This is a genomic window from Rhodococcus sp. 14-2496-1d (assembly GCF_002259365.1).
Taxonomy (GTDB): domain Bacteria; phylum Actinomycetota; class Actinomycetes; order Mycobacteriales; family Mycobacteriaceae; genus Rhodococcoides.
In genome coordinates, this window is sequence record NZ_NPFV01000017.1 from 89,877 (window position 1) to 110,466 (window position 20,590).

Sequence of the window (20,590 nt, forward strand, 5' to 3'; positions counted from 1 at the left end):
GCTCGGAGCTACCCGGGCCACCGCTCGGGGTGCCGGATCGGTAGGGTAACCCCGGAACAATCGCCCGATTGTCGGCTATCCAGCGGAGGTAAACACGCGTGGCTCTCATCGTCCAGAAGTACGGTGGATCGTCGGTGGGGACCGCCGAACGCATCCGACGCGTCGCTGAACGGATCGTCGAGACCAAGAAGGCAGGCAACGACGTCGTCGTGGTCGTGTCGGCCATGGGCGACACCACCGACGAACTGCTCGACCTGGCCCAGCAGGTGTGCCCGGCCCCGCCGGCCCGCGAGATGGACATGCTGCTCACCTCGGGTGAACGCATCTCCAACGCGTTGGTCGCGATGGCCATCCACTCACTCGGTGCCGAGGCCCGGTCGTTCACCGGCTCCCAGGCAGGCGTCGTCACCACCAGCGTGCACGGCAACGCCAAGATCATCGACGTCACCCCGGGACGCGTGCGCAGCGCCCTCGACGAGGGTTCGATCGTGCTCGTCGCCGGATTCCAGGGCGTCAGCCAGGACAGCAAGGACGTCACCACGCTCGGTCGCGGAGGTTCGGACACCACCGCCGTTGCGCTCGCCGCAGCCCTGAACGCCGACGTCTGCGAGATCTACACCGACGTCGACGGCATCTTCACCGCAGACCCGAGGATCGTGCCCAACGCCCGGCACCTCGACACCGTCTCGTTCGAGGAGATGCTGGAGATGGCTGCCTGCGGCGCGAAGGTGCTCATGCTGCGCTGCGTCGAATACGCCCGTCGCTACAACGTTCCCGTTCACGTGCGCTCGTCGTACACCACGAAACCCGGAACGATCGTCTCCGGATCTATGGAGGACATTCCAGTGGAAGAAGCAATTCTCACCGGCGTCGCACACGATCGCAGCGAGGCGAAGGTCACCGTCGTCGGCTTGCCCGACACTCCCGGTTACGCCGCCAAGGTCTTTCGCGCCGTGGCGGACTCGGAGATCAACATCGACATGGTGTTGCAGAACGTGTCCAAGATCGACACCGGCAAGACCGACATCACCTTCACCTGCCCCAAGGCCGACGGCCCGACGGCAGTGGAGAAGCTCACCAAGCTGCAGGCCGAGATCGGCTTCGCGCAGGTGCTCTACGACGATCACATCGGCAAGGTCTCCCTCGTCGGTGCCGGCATGAAGAGCCACCCCGGCGTCACCGCGACGTTCTGTGAGGCCCTCGCCGACGCCGGCATCAACATCGACCTGATCAGCACCTCGGAGATCCGTATCTCGGTGCTGTGCAGTGACACTCAGCTCGACGAAGCAGTACGCGCGCTGCACGCCGCCTTCGATCTCGGTGGCGACGAAGAAGCCGTCGTACACGCAGGAACAGGACGATAGAAGATGACCACAGTTGCAGTCGTAGGAGCCACCGGCCAGGTCGGTGCCGTCATGCGAACCCTGTTGGAGGAGCGCAACTTCCCCGCCGACACCGTTCGATTCTTCGCCTCCGCTCGCTCGGCCGGCAAAAAGCTGCCGTTCCGGGGCGAGGAGATCATCGTCGAGGACGCGTCCACCGCCGACCTCACCGGAATCGACATCGCGCTGTTCTCGGCCGGTGCCACGCTCTCTCGCGAGCAGGCCCCGCGATTCGCCGCAGCAGGTGCCACCGTCATCGACAACTCGTCGGCATTCCGCAAGGACTCCGATGTTCCGTTGGTGGTCAGCGAGGTCAACCCCGAGGCAGCGAAGAACCCGCCCCGCGGCATCATCGCCAACCCGAACTGCACCACCATGGCCGCCATGCCGGTGCTCAAGGTCCTGCACGACGAAGCCGGCCTGCAGCGTCTGATCGTCTCGAGCTACCAGGCCGTCTCCGGTAGCGGACTCGCCGGTGTCGAGGAACTCGTCACCCAGGCGCGCGCCGTCATCGGCGACGCCGAGAAGCTGGTGCACGACGGCTCGTCGGTCGAATTCCCGGCCCCGAACAAGTACGTCGCGCCCATCGCCTTCAACGTTCTGCCGCTGGCCGGTGCGCTGGTCGACGACGGATCCGGCGAAACCGACGAGGACCAGAAACTGCGCAACGAATCGCGCAAGATCCTCGGCCTGCCCGACCTGCTCGTCAGCGGCACCTGCGTCCGCGTACCCGTGTTCACCGGACACTCGCTGTCGATCAACGCCGAGTTCGCCAACCCGCTCTCGGTGGAGCGTGCCCGCGAACTGCTCGCATCGGCACCGGGCGTGTCGTTGGTCGACGTGCCGACGCCGCTGCAGGCCGCAGGCAAGGACGACTCTCTGGTGGGTCGTATCCGCCAGGATCCGGGCGTTCCCGACGGCCGCGGACTTGCACTGTTCGTCTCGGGCGACAACCTGCGCAAGGGTGCCGCTCTGAACACCATCCAGATCGCCGAACTGCTGGTCTGACCTCGTGCGCGTCGTGCACAGCCGGAGCTACGCACGACGCGCACGACGGAGTGGTCAGTTCAGGCGACGGCCCTCGGCCGAGGCGTCGAAGATGTGGGCGTGGGCCTCGTCGATGCGGACGTGAACGCGATCGCCCTTCTCGGGCGGGCTGCGCCAATCGGCCCGTGCCACAATGGTTTCGGTCCTACCGTTGATGTCTGCGCGGCCGAACACGAACGCCTCGGAGCCGAGCTCCTCCACCACGTCGATCTCGAGAGCAATTCCGCTGTCGGCAATCTCGATGTGCTCGGGCCGAATACCGAACATCACCTCCGTGGCCGACCCGAGAGTCTGCCGCGGAACCGGAACCACCTGATCGGCCAGGCGGACACCGCCGTCGGTGACCGGAGCGCGGAACAGGTTCATCGACGGCGAGCCCATGAACCCGGCGACGAACGCATTGACCGGGGTTCGGTACAGCTCGCGCGGGGTGGCGCACTGTTGCAGCACACCACCTTTGAGTACCGCGACCCGATCGCCCATCGTCATGGCCTCGACCTGATCGTGGGTGACGTACACCGTCGTCGTCCCGAGCCGGCGCTGCAGCTGAGCGATCTGCGTGCGCGTCTGCACCCGAAGTTTGGCGTCGAGGTTGGACAGCGGCTCGTCCATCAGGAACACCTGGGGTTGGCGAACGATGGCGCGCCCCATGGCAACTCGCTGACGTTGGCCGCCCGAGAGTGCCTTGGGCTTGCGATCGAGGTACGGCTCCAGGTCGAGCAGCTTCGCAGCCTCCTCGACACGAGTACGAATGTCCTCCTTGTTCGCCTTCGCCAGCTTGAGGGCGAACCCCATGTTCTCGGCGACGGTCATATGCGGGTACAGCGCGTAGTTCTGGAACACCATCGCGATGTCGCGATCCTTGGGTTCGGAGTTGGTGACGTCCTTGCCGCCGATGAGGATGCGGCCGGAGTTGACCTCTTCGAGCCCCGCGAGCATCCGGAGCGACGTCGACTTGCCACAGCCGGACGGACCGACCAGAACGAGGAACTCACCGTCCTCGATGTGCAGGTCGAGCTCGTTCACCGCGGGGGCGTCGGAGCCGGGAAACAGCCTGGTCGTACGCTCGAACGTGATAGTTGCCATGACGAAATAGATCCCTCCACCGGCAGGAACGTGCCGGACGATCCGAGTGTGGGGTGACGGCGGGAGCCGACGGGCACATAGTATGGCCCCAATCACAACGAGGAGAGAGGTGGCCGGGTGAGCGGCTCTGTGTCCAGACGAACCGCCCTGCGAGGGCTGGCCGTGGCCGCAGTGGCCGCCGGTGCTGCCGCACTCCCGGTGGCGTCGACGACGCGCCGCGCGCTGGCCGACGACTTCCTCCGGGGCCAGAGCCCCCTGCTGTTCCATTCACCGACGCTGACGCCGTTCCGGGACGAACTACCGCGGTTGCCGCTGATCGGCGGCACGGAGATCTCGCTCGACGCGCACAGCTCCACCCACGCCTTCCACGCCGATCTACGGCCCGCGCCCACCTTCGGATACGGCGAGTGCGACTACCTCGGCCCCACCATCGAGTCGCAGACCGGCCAGCCCTGGACGCTGAAGTACTCCAACACCACCGCAGGTAACCCGCTCGCCGCGGACATCGACACCTCGCTGCACGGGATGAGCGAGATGGACCGCACGATGACGCCGACATCGCTGCACCTGCACGGCAGCATCACCGAACCGGCGAGCGACGGGCACTCCGAGATGCTGGTGCGCCCGGGCGAGTCGATGACGCACAACTTCCCGGGACTCAACGACGCCGCGGGACTGTGGTACCACGACCACGCCATGTCGATGACGCGCATCAACGTCTATGCAGGCCTGCTCGGCATGAACCTCGTCCGGGATCGGTGGGACACCGGCACATCCGACAATGCGCTCGGGCTGCCCTCGGGTGAGTTCGAGCTGCCACTGGTGCTGCAGGAAAAGATCATGAATCCCGACGGCAGCATGAGCATCCGCTCCAATATCACCGTGCCGCAAGGCAAATGGGAAGGCGGCGGCACCGGAGACGTCGGCGTCGTCAACGGCAAGATCTGGCCGACGATGGAAGTCGCCCGGGGTATGTACCGTCTACGCGTCGTCAACGCCGGGTCGTACAGCGTGTGGAACCTGTTCTTCACGAACAGGCTTCGCTTCTGGGTCATCGGAAACGACGGTGGATTGCTCGACGCCCCGGTGGAAGCCACCAGCATCCGGCTCGCGCCTGCCGAGCGCGCCGACATCCTCGTCGACTTCGGTGCCGTCGAACCGGGCGCACTGATCGAGCTGCTCAACGACGAGCCGCCACCGGCGCAGGCCGCGTCCCTCGGAGCGGTGCCGATGCCACTGTTCTGCCAGTTCCGCGTCGCGTCCGCAGCTGGGTTCCGCGGCGGGATGCCGTCGTTGCTGCGCGGCGGGAAGGGACAGCCGGATGTGTTGCCGCCGTTGCCGACCCCCACGTTCACGCGAACGGTCACGGTCAACCAGCCGTCCGGTGGGCTGAACCTGGACATGACGCTGATGAACCTGAACAACCTGCGGTACTCGGACCCGGACATCGAGATGCCCGAGCAGGGGACCGTGGAGATGTGGAACATCGTCAACACGACGGTCGAGCCGCACCCGATTCACCTGCACCTGGCGCACTTTCGGACATTGGGACGCATCCCCATCGACCTCGCCGCGTACCAACGCGACTTCCCCCGGCCGACATTCGGTACGAGATGGGCTCCGCCGGTGGAGAGGTTCCTCACCGGTCCATCGGTGCCGCCGGCGGCGTGGGAAGCCGGGTGGAAGGACACTGTCAATACCTACCCGGGCACCGTCACGCAGATCCTGGTCCGATTCCCGACGGCCGACGAACTCGGCTTCGACCCCGACGCCACCTTCGCGGGACCGGCTGCGCACCACGGCGGTCACGACATGAGCGGTCATGACATGGGTGGGGCGAGCGAGCTTCAGGGCTACATGTGGCACTGCCACATGCTCGATCACGAGGACCACGAAATGATGCTGCGGTACCGCACCGTCGCTCCGTGACGTAGTTTTTCCGAACCTGTCCGGGGCCGGGAGTTGGTTGCGTTCACCGTCCGGTCGGCTCACACTGACCCTGCCGCGCGCACTCGACAATGGAACGGACCTCGGCCATGACCAGCGGAACCAAATCCGAGCCCTGGGCACTCACCACCGCCCCCGGTACTTCCGAATACGCCATGTACCGCGATCCCGACCACGAGCCACCCGCCCTCGTATGTCAGGTGGGGTCGACGACCCTGCGATACCGCATCGAGGCGGTCGAGGATCTGCACGCGTGGCTCACCGAACGTGCCGACTGGGTGTTGCTCGGTGCCGCGGACGAGAAGAAGACGGCTGCTCCTGACACGGTCGAAGCGTGGGGGCGCTCAGAGGACAACCCGGTCGGCGGTTGGTACGGGCTCAGGAACGGATACCGCGGCAGGTTCGGGATGTACCTGCCGCCGCTCTTCGAAGAACTCGGCCTGGCCGAGCTCACCCACAACGCGCGGAACAACAGCATGCGTGCGTTGTAGCGGAGACACCGAGAAACCTGTCGGTGGGTGGGTATAGCTTTCGTGGGATGAAGACATGGGGGGATGTGTTCGAGCTCGGGGATCAGGAATTGGTCTCCGAGCTCGCCGACGTGTCTTCCCACGAAAACGCTTTGGCTGCAGCGAGATTGACGCTGCTCGCCGAGATCGACCGGCGTGGCCTGGCGATGAAACTCGGGCACTCCTCCGTCACCCGCTGGTACGCGAGGTCGGTGCGCATCACCGACGGATCCGCGGCGCGTCAGATGGAACTCGGGCAATGGCTCACCCAGTGGCCGAGCGTGCTCGACGCCCTCGCAGGTGGTGAGATCCATGCTGCGCACGCCTCGGCGATCGCCGACGGCTACGCCACCGTGGTGGTCGCCGACCCCACCCTCGACGAGCAGCGCCGCGACGTCGTCGTCGCGGAACTGCTCGCGCACGCGATGCGCGGCACCGCCGGGCAGGTCAGCTCCCGTGCTCAGGCACTCGCGCATTCTGCGGCGGAGGACGCGCGAGCTCGGCACGAGCAGACCGAGAAGAAACGACTAGAGCAGGAACGAGAGCGCGAGCAAGAGCAGGCGGGCCGAGCCGATGCCGGTGGTTCGAATGATGCCGGTGATGCCGGTGATGCCGGTGGTTCGGGTGGGCCCGAACCTGCTGGGCCCGAGCCTGTTTCGTCGGGTCCGCCGCCGGTACCGATGGCGGAGAACCCGGGCCTGAACCGGTTCGATGTTCACCGGCTGGCCAGTGGCCGCTTCCAGATCGGTGGCGATGTCGACCGGCTCCTCGCCGAGAAGCTGCTCACCGTGTTGTCGCCGTTGACCGCACCGCAACCGGGCCCGGGCGGGGAACGCGACCCGCGGAGTCCGTCGAAACGCCGGGCCGATGCACTCGATCGGATTCTCGACCGGCACCTGCGCGGCAGCACTCGTGGGTCGGCGGGCGGGTCACGGGCGTCGGTGCACTTGATCGTTCCGCTGCGCGACCTGCTCAGCGACCGCGAAGAGAAGCAAAACGACGGCGCAGCAACGGGTTCGGCAACACACAGTGCCGACGGCGCTACCCAATCCGGTGATAACGACGCCGGTGCTGACGGCGGTCGCCGCGTCAGCGAGAGTGCTGTTGGCGACGGTTCACGAACCGATGACACCGACGCCGGTCCCGATCGAGCCACCGGCCGCGGTCAACGCGCCAGAGGGAGTTCTGGTGCCGGCGACCGTTCATGCACCGGTGACTCTCCCGAGAGTCGTGTCGGTCGCAGCACCGACGGTAGTGACGCTGCCGGTGGTAGTGATGCGAGGGAGAAGTCCGTTCCCGAGCCTGGCGATGCGGACTGGCCGTTCCACCTCGACTGGACCGGCCCGATCAGTCGCTCCCTCGCCGAACTTCTCACCTGCGACGCAGACCTCACCCCGGTGATCGTCGACCACCACGGTGTCCCGCTCGCGCTCGGGCGCACCACCAGACTCGCCACCGACGACCAACGCATCGCCCTGACCATCCGCGACCGATGCTGCGTCATGTGCGGCCGCCCCGCACAGTGGTGCCACGCCCACCACGTGAAGTTCTGGGAACACGGCGGCAGAACCGACCTGAACAACCTCGCGCTGGTCTGCGGCGAATGCCACCGCCTCGTCCACCACGGCCACTGGCAACTGCTCATGGGCGACGACGGACACCCCTACGCCATCCCGCCCGAATCCATCGACCCCACACGACAACCCATCCCCAGCTACCACCGACGACAACACCGCGCAGCCTGACCACGCGTCAGCTGCGACCCTTCGACTCGACTATTCGTCTCCGGCCGGCGTCTGCGGGGGTACGAGGCTGCGGTAGTGCGCTGCGATCTCGCCCGGTGTTGTGAACCAGACGCCGTCGCCGTTGTCGGTCATGTGCTGCAGCGCCGCGCGGAACCGTCGAAGTCGATAGGGCTGGCCGGTGAGGAAGGTGTGCAGCGAGACCGCGAGCACCGTTGGTTGGCGCTCCGCGTTCTCCTTCGATTCGTCGAAACTGTCGATGATGTTGCGCTCGAACGTCGTTGCAGTCTGGTGATGGTGGACGAACACCGGTAGGTCGTTCACCTCGTGCGGGTACGGGACACTGAGCAACGGCCCGCCGCGGGTCTTCAGCCACACCGGCTGATCGTCGATGGGCCAGTCCAACGTGTACTCGTAGCCGCGTTCGGCGAGAAGGTCCTCGGTCACGCGGCTGGGGTTGGCACCGGGGCTCATCCAACCCCGAGGCGGGGCACCCTCGTGACGCTCGATCGCGGAGGTGACCTCGTCTATAGAGCGCCGTTCGTCGTCCTCGTTCTGATCGTTGGGCTGTACGGCGTTGGTTCGGCCGTGCGCGACGACCTCGGCATCGAGGGCGCGGAAGGCCTCGATCAGTTGCGGGGCATGCTCGTACACCTCGGTGTTGACGAGCACGGTCGGGCGAATGCCACTCTGCTGCACCGTCTCTGCGATTCGAAACCCACCGACTCGGTTGCCGTACTCACGCCACCCCCAGTTGTAGGTGTTGGGCTGGTCCATCGCGGGCGTGTATCCGAGGCCGGGTTCGCCGTCGTCGTACGGAAAGTGCTCGCAATTGACGGCCACGTACACCGCGAGGCGCGCACCGCCCGGCCAGTCGAACTGTGGTCGATCGCCGATGGGGGAGTAGTCGAAGCGTCCGTGAGAGGCGAGGGGCATGGCCGCAGAATTGCCCACGGTCGTTTCCTGCAAACCAACTGCGTCGATGGCGAATTCGGTGGATGGACATCTCGGGCAGTCCGGTTGCCGCCCGTAGTGGTGCACGTGATTCCAGCGCATCGATCGAACCGCGACGGAGTTCGTTGCCCCGGTTCGGCGTCGTCGAGTGATCGTGCGTTGCCACCGACGCTGCTCGGGTTGCTTGGAGAAGAGCGACTCCGTCGGCGGTCAGTGGGCATGCTTTTGTCGGTTGGCGGCAAATCGGGCTTTCTTCTGACGGTTTCCGCAGGTGTTCATGTCGCACCATTTCCGGCTGCGGCTTTGGCTGGTGTCGAAGAACGCCGCTCGGCAAGTCGGCGATGCGCACAGTGCCAGCTTTCCGTCCCGCTCGCCGGAGATGATGTCGATGGCGTCGTCGGCGATGACGCCCAGGGCGTCTTCGACGGCTGACTCCGAGTTCAACGTCCATCGTCGTGTGCCCTCGGGTGTCAGGACCGCCGACGCATTGCCCCGAACGCTGTGGTCGTTGACGACCTGGACGGCCGACGCGGGCAGAGCCTCGTGGACTGCCGCCGCTGTCGCGGCGAGGTGTATCGCTTCGCGCAGTTCCACGGCCAGGTCCAGTTGTGCCGAGGTGCAGGAATCGACGGAGAGTCCGTTCGATGCCAACCAATCGACGAAACGATGAGGAACCGGAATTCGTTCCACGGGGTCGCCGCGTCGCTCGGTCAACGTCCCGGTGAACGCGGTGCTCAGCACGCTTCCGGGTCGGAACTCGGGGAACTCTGCAGCCATGCGAACCAGCTTAGCCGGTTGCGCATTGATCACCGCGAAAGGTAGAACTGGCTAAGCCGGTTCCATCGAAGGAGATTTCATGACGACACCGAGCTCGACGGATGTGCACGCATTCGAGTTCCGCGCATCGGACGCGGACCTGGACGATCTCCACTCACGGCTGAGGGCCGCACGGCTACCGGAATCGGAGACGGTGTCCCCGAGTGAATCCGGCCGGCGACGATGGAGCCAGGGCGTTCCGTTGGCGGACCTCCAGGAGGTCGTCGGCTATTGGCGTACCGGATACGACTGGCACAAGTTCGAGGACCGTCTCGACGCCGTCGGTCAGTTCCGCACGATCATCGACGGCCTGGGAATTCACTTCATGCACTGTCGATCCGCGCGTGTGGACGCCGTTCCGCTGATCATGACGCACGGCTGGCCGGGCAGTATTGCCGAGTTCGTCGATGTAGTGGACGCTCTGGCGAATCCCGATGACCCCGGCGCGCCTGTGTTCCACGTCGTCGTCCCATCGCTGCCCGGGTTCGGTTTCAGTGGCAGACCGAGCGCCACCGGTTGGGGAACCGAAAAGATCGCGGCCGCGTGGGTCGAGCTGATGCAACGGCTCGGGTACCGAAAGTTCCTGGCCCATGGCGGCGACTGGGGAGGCGTGGTCACCACCATCCTCGGCGGCCGCTTCCCGGAGCATGTCCTCGGGATTCACACCACGCTCGCGCAGGCAACGCCGGGGATGACGACAGAAGGCCTGACCGCTGACGAACGCCGGTGGGCCGAGGACACGAGAGATTTCCGGCTGCATCGCTCGGCATACGCGAAGCAGCAGGCCACCGGTCCGCAGACCGTCGGGTATTCGCTGGTCGACTCCCCGGTCGGTCTGCTTGCCTGGATTCTCGACAAATTCGCGGAGTGGACGGACACCGAGGACAGTCCGTTCGAGACGATCTCGAGGGACCGGCTTCTGGACAATGTCACCCTGTACTGGCTGACCCGCACCGGCGCATCGTCGGCTCGGATCTACTACGAGAGTCACGACTCGCTGGATCCGAATCTGCGGGTCGACGTTCCGGCGGCGATCACGACCTACCCCCACGACATCGAGAAAACTCCTCGCGCGTGGGCTCGGCACCGCTTCCGGCGTATCGCGAGATGGCACGCACCCGAGTCCGGGGGACATTTTCCGTCGCTCGAGAATCCCCAGGGCTTCGTCGGAGATCTGCGGGACGGGCTCGCTGCTGTGATGGCGGAGATCGGAACGCGTAGTACCTGAAAACACGGCTCTGTAGCGCCAGGACCGGCGGGTGGATGCGTTCAGGCACGGCTGCGCCCGCCGATCTCGACCAACTTAAAGTCAGGCTGGACTGTTTGTTGATTTAGCGCTACTGTGCAAAGTGTGACTACCGACACAGGGCTCGACGGCGCAGCGCCTACCGAGCGCCGGACCCAGGCCGAACGCACCGCGGGCACTCGGGCAAAGCTGCTCGACGCCGCGATCGACTGCCTGGTCGAGCTGGGCTTCGCCAAGACCAGCACCCAGGAGATCGCCCGGCGTGCCGGTGTCTCCCGCGGTGCACAGCTGCACCACTTCCCGACCAAGGAATCCCTGCTGATCGCGGCCGTCGAGCACCTGGTCGATCGTCGTCTCTCGGAGATCCTCGAAGCCGAACCGGACCCCGAGCGAGGGCCCGAGATCCTCGCCGACGCATTCTCCGGTCCCCTCTTCCACGCCGCGCTCGAGCTGTGGGTGGCGGCCCGTACCGATCCGGCCCTCCACGAGGCGATGATTCCGCTGGAGCGGCGCGTCGCCGAGGCCATTCAGGGCGGTGCCCAGATCGTCATGGGTAGTCGAATGTCTCCCGAATCCATCGAGCTCAGTGTCGAACTCGCCCGCGGACTGGCCGTCTCGGCGCTGTTCCGCACTCCCGAAGCCGACGCGCAACTGCGCGGGCGGCTCCTTCCGATCTGGTCCGAAAAGGTGATGGACGCGTGAACGCAACACTTCCCGAACAACTCGACGTGTTGGTGGTCGGAGCCGGTTTCGCGGGCTTGGCCGCGGTGGCCAAGATCCTCGCCGCCGACCCGAGCGCCGACGTGACCGTCATCGAACGCGCGTCCGACGTGGGTGGGACGTGGCGCGACAACACCTACCCCGGGTGTGCATGCGACGTGCCGACCTCGCTGTACTCGTTCTCGTTCGCTCCCAGTCCCAAGTGGAGTCACACCTTCGCGCGGCAACCGGAGTTGTTCGACTACCTGCGTTCGGTGGTGGATCGTCTGGACCTCAACGATCGCATCGTCACGAACTGCGAACTTCGGTCCGCGACCTGGGACGAGGCGACCAAGCGATGGTCGGTGCAGACGTCTCGCGGGTCGGCGAGCGCCAGGGTGTTGGTCGCTGCCACCGGGGCACTGTCCACTCCGAAGATCCCGGACGTCCCGGGCATCGACACGTTCGCCGGCACCGTGTTCCACTCCGCCACCTGGAATCACGAGCACGACCTCACCGGTGAGCGGGTCGCCGTGATCGGCACCGGGGCCTCGGCCGTGCAGTTCGTCCCCGAGATCGTCGACCGCGCCGAACGGCTCACCGTCTTCCAGCGCACTCCCGCATGGGTGATTCCGCGCCTGGACCGCACCATCGGCCGGCTCGAAAGAACAGTGTACGAAAAGATTCCCGCGGCCCATCGCGCGGTGCGCGGTGTCATCTACGGCTACCGCGAGGCCTACGTCACGGTGCTGGCGGACAATCCGTGGATGCTGCCCGCGGTGAAGGTGTTCGCCAAGGCCAACTTGAAGCGGCAGGTCAAGGATCCCGCGACGCGGGCCGCTCTCACCCCCGATTACGCACCCGGGTGCAAAAGGCTTCTGCTGTCCAATGATTGGCTGCGGACGTTGGATCGTCCCGATGTCGATCTCGTGACGTCGGGCCTGGCGTCGGTGACCGAGAACGGCGTCGTCGACGCCTCGGGCCGCAACCACGAGGTGGACACGATCATCTTCGCGACCGGGTTCACCCCCACCGAGCCGCCGGTGTCTCATCTGTTGCGCGGCAACGACGGTCGGACGCTGGCGGAGCACTGGGGCGGTAGTCCGCAGGCGCATCTGGGGACCACCGTCGCAGGCTTTCCGAACCTGTTCCTGATGTACGGCCCCAACACCAACCTCGGGCACAGTTCCATCGTCTACATGCTCGAGTCGCAGGCCAATTACGTGGTGTCCGCGCTGAACGAGATGAAGCATCGGAGGGTCGCGGCCGTCGAGGTAAACGAAGCCGCTCAGCGCCAACACAATTCGTGGGTCGACTCCGCGCTCGACGGCACCGTCTGGAATGCCGGTGGCTGCTCGAGCTGGTACCTCGACGCCAACGGCCGCAACTCGACGATGTGGCCCACCTACACGTTCAAGTTTCGCAACAAGACGCGCGAGTTCGACGTCGCGAACTATCGGCTCGCGTCCGACACTCTCGAATCCGACCACGAGGTGGTAACAGCATGAGTGACTACGACGTATTGATCATCGGCTCCGGTTTCGGCGGTAGTGTCGCCGCATTGCGCGCAGTCGAGAAGGGCTACCGGGTGGCGGTTCTCGAGTCCGGTCGCCGATTCGAGGACGACGAACTGCCGAAGACCAGCTGGCGTCTACGAAAGTACCTGTGGGCTCCGGCCCTGGGTTGCTATGGGGTGCAACGCATTCACCTGCTGCCCGATGTGCTGGTGATGGCGGGGGCCGGCGTCGGCGGAGGGTCGCTGAACTACGCGAACACGCTGTACCAACCGCCGGCGAAGTTCTTCGAGGATCCGCAGTGGGGTTCGATCACCGACTGGAAGCGCGAGCTGAACCCGTACTACGACCAGGCCCGCCGGATGCTCGGCGTCGAGACCAACCCGACCATCACCGCCTCGGACAAGGTGATGAAGGAGGTGGCGGAGGACATGGGCGTGGGGGACACGTTCACCTCGACCCCGGTGGGCGTCTACTTCGGTGACCGCGGCAAGACTGCACCCGACCCGTTCTTCGGTGGTGCAGGCCCCGAGCGCACCGGGTGCACCGAGTGCGGAGCGTGCATGACCGGCTGCCGCGTCGGCGCGAAGAACACCCTCGTCAAGAACTACCTGTATCTCGCCGAACACGCAGGCGCTCATGTTCTTCCGTTGACCACGGTCGTGGACGTGCGCCCGAACGGCGCAGGCTACGACGTGGTGACGCGACGGACGGGCGGGAAGCTGCGTCGCAAGGAGAAGACGATCACCGCCGATCAGGTGATCTTCTCGGCCGGGACCTACGGCACCCAGAAGCTGATGCTCGCGGCCAAGGAGAAGGGCTCGTTGCCACGGCTGTCGGAGCGTATCGGCTCGCTCGTGCGCACCAACTCCGAGGCCGTGCTCGCCGCGACCGCCAGGGGCCGCGAGGTCGACTATCACGAGGGTGTTGCGATCACGTCGTCGTTCCATCCCGACGATCACACCCACATCGAGCCGGTGCGATACGGCAAGGGCAGCAACGCCATCGGCCTGCTGCAGACCGTGCTCAGCGACGGCGGCGGCAAGATGCCACGCATCCTCAAGACCCTCGGCGTCGCGTTGCGTCATCCCGGCGCTGCGGCGCGGAGCCTGTCGGTCCATCGGTGGTCGGAGCGCACCGTCATCGCACTGGTGATGCAGACCGACGACAACTCGCTCGAGCTCGGATCCAAGAAGGGGCCGTTCGGGCGGCGCCTCACCAGCAGGCCCGGTGCGGGTGATCCACCGCCGCAGTGGATTCCGCAGGGGCACGAGGCCATTCGTCTGCTCGCGGACAAGATCGGCGGCGACCCGGGCGGATCGATCGCCGAGATCGTCAACATTCCGATGACCGCGCACTTCCTCGGTGGCTGCGCGATCGGTGACTCGCCGCAGACCGGGGTGATCGACGGGTACCAGCGGGTCTACGGCTACGAGGGACTGCACGTGCTCGACGGTTCTGCCGTCAGCGCCAACCTCGGCGTCAATCCGTCCCTGACGATCACGGCCCAGGCCGAGCGCGCAATGGCGTTGTGGCCCAACAAGGGTGAAGCCGATCGGCGACCCGCGGTGGGATCGGGGTATCGGGAGATCGCACCCACGCAGCCGGTGCACCCGGTGGTGCCGGTATCGGCCCCGGGTGCCCTGCGGCTCCCGCTGACCGTCGTGGGGAGGGATCGATGATGTGGAGTGTCACCGAATCCGAGACCGAGCGCACCGATTGGCCGATCAGCCCGGCAGCGCCGTGGCCGGCGAATGTCCGCGCCACCATCTGGTGGCATCGGGCCCGGTCGTCGGAGTTCGCGCCGGCCGGTGCCAAGACTCTGCCGATCACGATGTGCATGATCGTCGACTACACCACCTCGCCGGTCGGCCCGTACCGCGAGATCCTGGCGAGCCCGGCCCTGCGCCGGGACGTCGGACGCGTTCCGCGGATGGCGGTGCCGTTCATCGCCGTGGATTCCGCGACGTCGGTGCACGGCGGCCGGACCAACTGGCACCTGCCCAAGGTGTTGGCCGAATTCGAGGGCGACGTGCTGGGCGAGGCCGGGGCGAGCGGCGACGAATGGTCGGTCCGGACGACGTCCCGCGGCGTCGGACCGCAGTTCCCGATGCTCGGCTCGATCGGTTTCGCGCAGCCGGTGCCCGGCGGATCGGCCGTGGCCGTCGCGAGTCTGAGGGGCAAGGCCAGGGTGGCCCGCGTCGAGGTGGACGCCAAGGGCCCCACGTTGAGTCGCTGGATGCCGTCGGGCACGTATTTCGGGTTGCAGATCGTGTCGGGGTCGATGCGGACCGGTGAAGCGCGCCTGGTCGGATAGCGACGACCCCGCTTTTCTTGACTTAGTCCAGATTAGGGGCATACTGGGGTACATGCAGCTCACCGAACGTGTCGACCCCGCAGCGCAGTTGCGCTCGGTGGGCCTACGCGTCACCGGACCCCGAGTTGCAGTTCTGGATGCGGTCACAGCCCGACCGCATTCGGACGCCGACGACATCGCTGCCGCCGTTCGCGAGAGCGGCGGCTCGGTGTCGACCCAGGCCGTCTACGACGTGCTCAGGGCCTGCGTCGACGTAGGTCTGCTGCGTCGCATCGAACCTGCGGGTTCGGCTGCGCTGTACGAGAGCCGGACGGCGGACAATCATCACCACCTCGTGTGCCGGGAATGCCACGCGGTGGCCGATGTCGACTGCGTTGTCGGAGCAGCGCCGTGTCTCGTACCAGAGGACACGCGCGGATTCGTCGTCGACGAAGCCGAAATCGTCTTCTGGGGTTTGTGCGGCGACTGCACGAGGCATTCCGTCTAGTACTGCGGTCCAGCGTACGGCCGCTCGGTTTCACCGATTTTCGAGAAGCAGCCCCTTCTCGAACCCGATTCAGCCCTTCAGGAGGCTTCGTATGACCAAGCCGATCACCAACAAACCGACTACCAGCAACTCGGGAATCCCCGTGCCCAGCGACGATCAGTCGCTGACCGCCGGAACGCAGGGTCCGATTCTTCTGCACGATCACTACCTCATCGAGAAGATGGCGCAGTTCAATCGTGAGCGGGTCCCGGAGCGCGTCGTGCACGCCAAGGGCGCAGGCGCGTTCGGTGAACTCGAGATCACCGGAGACATCAGCAAGTACACCAAGGCGAAGGCGCTGCAGCCCGGTGCCAAGACCGAGATGCTGGCGCGCTTCTCCACCGTCGCCGGCGAGCAGGGCAGCCCCGACACCTGGCGCGACCCGCGTGGCTTCTCGCTCAAGTTCTACACCGAGGAAGGCAACTGGGACCTGGTCGGCAACAACACCCCGATCTTCTTCGTCAAGGACCCGATCAAGTTCCAGGACTTCATCCGCAGCCAGAAGCGCATGCCCGACTCCGGTCTGCGCGACAACAACATGCAGTGGGACTTCTGGACCCTTTCGCCCGAGTCGGCACACCAGGTGACATGGCTCATGGGTGACCGCGGCATCCCCAAGTCGTTCCGCCACATGGACGGGTTCGGCTCGCACACCTACCAGCTCATCGCCGAGGACGGCACGAAGACCTGGGTGAAGTTCCACTTCAAGACCGACCAGGGGATCGACTACCTGACGCAGGACAAGGCGGACGAGGTTGCGGGCACGTCGCCCGACCATCACCGTCAGGACCTGTTCGGATCCATCAAGAACGGCGACTTCCCCAGCTGGACCCTCAAGGTGCAGCTCATGCCGTACGACGAGGCCGAGAACTACAAGTACAACCCGTTCGACCTCACCAAGGTCTGGTCGCAGAAGGACTACCCGCTGATCGAGGTCGGCAAGATGACCTTGAACCGCAACCCGGAGAACTTCTTCGCGCAGATCGAGCAGAGCTCGTTCGAGCCGTCCAACACCGTGCCCGGCATCGGCTTCAGCCCCGACAAGATGCTGCTCGGACGCGTCTTCTCCTACGCCGACGCGCACCGGTACCGCATCGGAGCGAACTACGCGCAGCTGCCGGTCAACGCCCCGAAGTCCGAGGTCAACTCGTACTCCAAGGACGGCAACATGCGGTACTCGTTCAACTCTCCGGAGACGCCCGTCTACGCGCCGAACTCGTTCGGCGGCCCGTCGGCGGACACGAACAAGTACGGCGACGACGGAGCGTGGGACTTCGAGCCTCGTTTCGTGCGCACCGGGTACATCGAGCACCCCGAAGACGGCGACTTCGTGCAGGCCGGAGCCTTGGTCCGCGAGGTCATGGACGACGCGCAGCGTGAGCGTCTCGTCGGGAACATCGTCGGACACGTCCTCAACGGCGTGAGCGAGCCCGTTCTGAGCCGGGTGTTCGAGTACTGGACCAATGTCGATGCCGACCTCGGCAAGAAGGTCGAGGAAGGCGTTCGGTCGCAGCAGAACGAGACCGCACCGACCACCGGTGCAGGCGCAGTCGACGATCCTGCCGACGAGGCCGCCAAGGTCTGATCCGACCGGTTCTGGGATCGGCGTCACATCGACGGTGGTGCCGATCCGGAACAATGCACGTCGACCTGCCGTTGTGCAGTACAGACGAAAGCACAATAATGGCGTGCGATGCACACCGTCGTCCAACGGCAGGGAGGCCACATCATGACGAACCCCATCACCAGTACCCTCGACGCAGGTCAGCAGAAGATCGCCGGCGACGCACTCCAGGGAACCGTGGTCGATCTCATCGACCTCTCGCTGATCGCGAAGCAGGCGCACTGGAACGTGATCGGTAAGAACTTCCGGTCGGTGCACCTCGAACTCGACGAGTTGGTCACGGCCGCACGTGAATTCACCGATCAGGCCGCCGAGCGCGCCACCGCCATCGGGGTCAGCCCCGACGGCCGTGCAGCCACCGTCTCCTCGACGGCGGGCACCAAGGGCTTCGGTGCCGGGTGGACTCAGGACAGCGAGGTCGTCCCCGCGGTCGTCGACAACATCGCCGCGGTCGTCGAGCGTCTTCGCGGACGCATCGCCGACACCGGCGAAGCCGATCCGGTGACCCAGGACCTGCTCATCGGCATCACAGCTCGGCTCGAGCAGCTGCACTGGATGTGGCAGGCCCAGGCCAGCTGACGTTTCTTCTCCACGACAGGCCCCTCGCGTACTGCGGGGGGCCTGTTGCTTTCGTCCGACGATTGTTTGCCCGCACCACCCCCGGGTATCCGACGCTCATGCCTGTCCCCACACCGACTGTCGGTGCAGTTCTGCTCGACATCGACGGCACCCTCGTCGATTCCAACTACGTACACGTCGACGCCTGGTCGCGTGCGTTTCGTGAGGCGGGCCACGAAGTGCCGTCGTGGCGTGTTCATCGAAGCATCGGCATGGACGGGTCGAAGTTGCTGGAGACACTCGTCGGCTCGTCCGACAGTGCACTGGCGCAGGAAGCGAAGAAGCTGCACGGCGAGTACTACGCCGAGGCCTCGTCCGATCTCGAAGTGCTACCGGGTGCTCGGGAACTGTTGGCGGACTTGAGTACCCGTGGAGTGACCGTCGTGCTCGCAACATCGGCTCCCGAGAGCGAACTGTCGACGTTGCGAGATCTGTTGGACGTCGAGGATTCGGTTGCTGTCGTCACGTCCGGTGAGGACGCAGAGGTCGCCAAGCCGGAGCCCGACATCATCGCGGTGGCTCTGGAACGGGCAGGCGTCGAGGCTGTCGACGCGGTGATGGTTGGCGACAGTGTGTGGGACATCGAGTCGGCCGGGCGCGCGGGCGTACGCGCCATCGGCGTGTTGAGCGGCGGAATCTCGCGCAGCGAATTGCTCGACGCGGGCGCGGCAGCGGTGTTCGACGACCCGGCCGATCTGCTCGAGCACGTCGAGAGCAGCCCGATCTTCGCTGGAAAGGCACGTGCTTGAACGACTTCCGAAAGCCGTACCCCCGGGTGGACGGTTATGTCGCCATCGAAAGTTACGGAGCCATCGGCGACGGCCGAACCGTGGCTATGATCGCCGACGACGGCCGCATCGACTGGTTTCCGGTGCCCAACCTCGACTCGCCGCCGCCGTTCGCAGCCTTGCTCGACGCGCCACACGGCGGCTACATCGAACTGACGCCCGTGGAAGAGTTCACCGTCCAACGCGAGTTCGTCCCAGGGACAAACGTTCTGAGTACCACGTTCCGCACCGACTCCGGTTCCGTGCGCATCACCGACTCGTTGAACACCGGGGTCGCCGGCCGGCTCCCGTGGGTGGAGTTGGCCCGTCGCGTCGAGGGTCTCGACGGCACCGTCGAGCTGAGGTGGTCCGTCGCGCCGGGCACCATGCTCGGCATCGCGTCGCCGTGGGCGTACGACACCGAGCACGGCACCGTCCTGCGGGTCGACGGATTGACCTTGGCGGTGCGGACTCTGGGCATCGAGAACGTGCGCGTGGCCGACCGCGACATCGGTGGGGTCGTCTGCACGCAACCGGGTTCTCGGCATGTGCTGGGTGTGGTGGGCACGGAGAACGAGCCGCTGCCGTTGCCCGATCCGCAGCATCTCGACGAGGGGATCGATCGGACCATCGACAACTGGCGCGTGTGGTCCGACGAGTTCTCGTACGAGGGTCCGTGGGCAAAGCATGTGGCTCGCAGCGCGCTGGCCCTGAAACTGTTGCTGCACAGTCCGTCCGGTGCCATCGCCGCCGCCGCGACAACCTCGCTACCCGAGAACCGGACCGGTGGCAAGAACTGGGACTACCGCTACGCCTGGGTTCGCGACGCCGCGTACACCATTCGCGCTCTGCAACGGTTCGGTCTCCGTGAGGAGATCCACGCCGCGGTGGCGTGGCTGCTGAGGGTCATCCGTGTCAACGATCCGTTGGTCAACGTCTTCTACACCCTCGGCGGTGAATTGCCCGGTGGGACCGAACAACCCGACGTTCCCGGTTGGCGGGGCATCGGGCCGGTGGTCAACGGAAACGCCGCGGCGGACCAGCTGCAGTTGATGATCTTCGGTGACCTGTTCTCGATCATCCGGCAGTACGTCGACGCAGGAAACATCCTCGATGCGCAGACCGGTCGGCTGCTCGCGACCATCGCCGACGAGGCGTGCGATTCGTGGCAGCGCAAGGACGCCGGGATCTGGGAGCTCGAGGACGAGCAGCACTACACCAGTTCCAAACTGGGCTGTTGGCAAGCGCTGGACTGTGCGGTGCACCTGGCCGAAGCCGGGGAGATCCCAGGCATACCCGATCGATGGAAGGCGGAGAGAGAACGCATCCGCCACTACGTCGAATCCGAATGCTGGTCGGACGAGCGCCAGGCCTATCTCGCGTACCCGGGTGCGGACGGGCTCGACGCGTCGGTGCTTCTGGCAGCCGAGATGGATTTCGATCGTGGAGAACGTCTTTCGTTCACCATCGATGCGCTCGTCGAAGAACTCGGTGCCGGACCGCTGATGTATCGATACAGCGGGGTGTCCGAGGAAGAAGTGACCTTCGTGGCCTGCGCCTTCTGGCGGGTGTCGGCGCTCTCCTGCGTCGGTCGAGACGACGAAGCCACAGCCCTGATGGACCAGCTGGTCGAGCTCTCGAACGACGTGGGGTTGTACAGCGAAATGATCGATGCTTCGGATGGATCGTTTCTGGGTAACTTCCCGCAGGGCTTGAGCCACCTGGCCCTGGTGAATGCGGCGCTGACGATCGCGCGCTCGCACGACGCCACAGCCTGACATCAACCTCTAGCGCAA

The 20,590-nt window shown here is 65.7% G+C and carries 18 protein-coding genes; 15 read left to right on the top strand and 3 right to left on the bottom strand.

Annotated elements, in window-relative coordinates; genetic code table 11:
* Positions 1-98 precede the first annotated feature (98 nt).
* Together CH296_RS12600 and CH296_RS12605 are read left to right on the top strand one after the other, a co-directional pair.
* Entirely contained in the window at positions 99-1,364 is a 1,266-nt protein-coding gene (locus CH296_RS12600; RefSeq protein WP_032395287.1) for an aspartate kinase, read from the top strand.
* Between the two features lie 3 nt (positions 1,365-1,367).
* Positions 1,368-2,390, top strand: a complete 1,023-nt coding sequence (locus tag CH296_RS12605; RefSeq protein ID WP_094684904.1) for an aspartate-semialdehyde dehydrogenase — start codon at positions 1,368-1,370, stop codon at positions 2,388-2,390.
* Between the two features lie 54 nt (positions 2,391-2,444).
* Here CH296_RS12605 and CH296_RS12610 read toward each other — a convergent pair whose 3' ends face one another.
* Positions 2,445-3,515 carry an ABC transporter ATP-binding protein gene (locus CH296_RS12610; protein WP_032395285.1) on the bottom strand — a complete coding sequence of 357 codons (1,071 nt, stop codon included), beginning with the start codon at positions 3,513-3,515 and terminating at the stop codon, positions 2,445-2,447.
* 117 nt (positions 3,516-3,632) lie between these two features.
* Between CH296_RS12610 and CH296_RS12615 the strand changes: the two genes are divergently transcribed.
* The 3 genes from CH296_RS12615 (at position 3,633) to CH296_RS29545 (ending at position 7,716) form a co-directional block, all read left to right on the top strand.
* Positions 3,633-5,444 (top strand): multicopper oxidase family protein, encoded by a 1,812-nt coding sequence (locus CH296_RS12615; protein WP_094684905.1) that lies wholly within the window; start codon positions 3,633-3,635, stop codon positions 5,442-5,444.
* 107 nt (positions 5,445-5,551) lie between these two features.
* Positions 5,552-5,953, top strand: coding sequence for a DUF6855 family protein (locus CH296_RS12620; RefSeq protein WP_094684969.1), 402 nt, complete (start codon positions 5,552-5,554; stop codon positions 5,951-5,953).
* A 47-nt stretch (positions 5,954-6,000) separates the two neighbouring features.
* Entirely contained in the window at positions 6,001-7,716 is a 1,716-nt protein-coding gene (locus tag CH296_RS29545; RefSeq protein WP_256980436.1) for an HNH endonuclease signature motif containing protein, read from the top strand.
* Between the two features lie 30 nt (positions 7,717-7,746).
* On the opposite strand, the gene CH296_RS12635 is transcribed toward CH296_RS29545, so the two are convergent.
* On the bottom strand, positions 7,747-8,667 hold the full coding sequence (locus CH296_RS12635; RefSeq protein WP_256980437.1) for a polysaccharide deacetylase family protein: 921 nt from the start codon (positions 8,665-8,667) through the stop codon (positions 7,747-7,749).
* A gap of 210 nt (positions 8,668-8,877) precedes the next feature.
* Complete coding sequence (locus CH296_RS12640; RefSeq protein ID WP_094684971.1) at positions 8,878-9,444, bottom strand: ABATE domain-containing protein; 567 nt, start codon at positions 9,442-9,444, stop codon at positions 8,878-8,880.
* Positions 9,445-9,523: 79 nt separating this feature from the next.
* On the opposite strand from CH296_RS12640, the gene CH296_RS12645 reads away from it, so the two are divergent.
* The 10 genes from CH296_RS12645 (at position 9,524) to CH296_RS12690 (ending at position 20,572) form a co-directional block, all read left to right on the top strand.
* Entirely contained in the window at positions 9,524-10,711 is a 1,188-nt protein-coding gene (locus tag CH296_RS12645; protein WP_094684906.1) for an epoxide hydrolase family protein, read from the top strand.
* Between the two features lie 114 nt (positions 10,712-10,825).
* Entirely contained in the window at positions 10,826-11,431 is a 606-nt protein-coding gene (locus tag CH296_RS12650; RefSeq protein WP_373453941.1) for a TetR/AcrR family transcriptional regulator, read from the top strand.
* Positions 11,428-12,936, top strand: a complete 1,509-nt coding sequence (locus tag CH296_RS12655; protein ID WP_094646650.1) for an NAD(P)/FAD-dependent oxidoreductase — start codon at positions 11,428-11,430, stop codon at positions 12,934-12,936. Before CH296_RS12650 ends, CH296_RS12655 begins: the two co-directional genes overlap by 4 nt.
* Positions 12,933-14,624 carry a GMC oxidoreductase gene (locus CH296_RS12660; RefSeq protein WP_094684907.1) on the top strand — a complete coding sequence of 564 codons (1,692 nt, stop codon included), beginning with the start codon at positions 12,933-12,935 and terminating at the stop codon, positions 14,622-14,624. The genes CH296_RS12655 and CH296_RS12660 overlap by 4 nt, the downstream gene beginning before the upstream one ends.
* Entirely contained in the window at positions 14,624-15,259 is a 636-nt protein-coding gene (locus tag CH296_RS12665; RefSeq protein WP_094646652.1) for an acetoacetate decarboxylase family protein, read from the top strand. Before CH296_RS12660 ends, CH296_RS12665 begins: the two co-directional genes overlap by 1 nt.
* A gap of 52 nt (positions 15,260-15,311) precedes the next feature.
* A complete protein-coding gene (locus CH296_RS12670; RefSeq protein ID WP_094628492.1) occupies positions 15,312-15,746 on the top strand; it encodes a Fur family transcriptional regulator in 435 nt (144 codons plus the stop codon).
* A 91-nt stretch (positions 15,747-15,837) separates the two neighbouring features.
* Positions 15,838-17,370 (top strand): catalase, encoded by a 1,533-nt coding sequence (locus tag CH296_RS12675; RefSeq protein ID WP_176459424.1) that lies wholly within the window; start codon positions 15,838-15,840, stop codon positions 17,368-17,370.
* A 144-nt stretch (positions 17,371-17,514) separates the two neighbouring features.
* Positions 17,515-17,988 (top strand): Dps family protein, encoded by a 474-nt coding sequence (locus CH296_RS12680; protein ID WP_032380678.1) that lies wholly within the window; start codon positions 17,515-17,517, stop codon positions 17,986-17,988.
* Between the two features lie 98 nt (positions 17,989-18,086).
* Positions 18,087-18,776, top strand: a complete 690-nt coding sequence (locus tag CH296_RS12685; protein ID WP_032395277.1) for an HAD family hydrolase — start codon at positions 18,087-18,089, stop codon at positions 18,774-18,776.
* A complete protein-coding gene (locus CH296_RS12690; protein WP_179277713.1) occupies positions 18,773-20,572 on the top strand; it encodes a glycoside hydrolase family 15 protein in 1,800 nt (599 codons plus the stop codon). The genes CH296_RS12685 and CH296_RS12690 overlap by 4 nt, the downstream gene beginning before the upstream one ends.
* Positions 20,573-20,590: the final 18 nt, after the last annotated feature.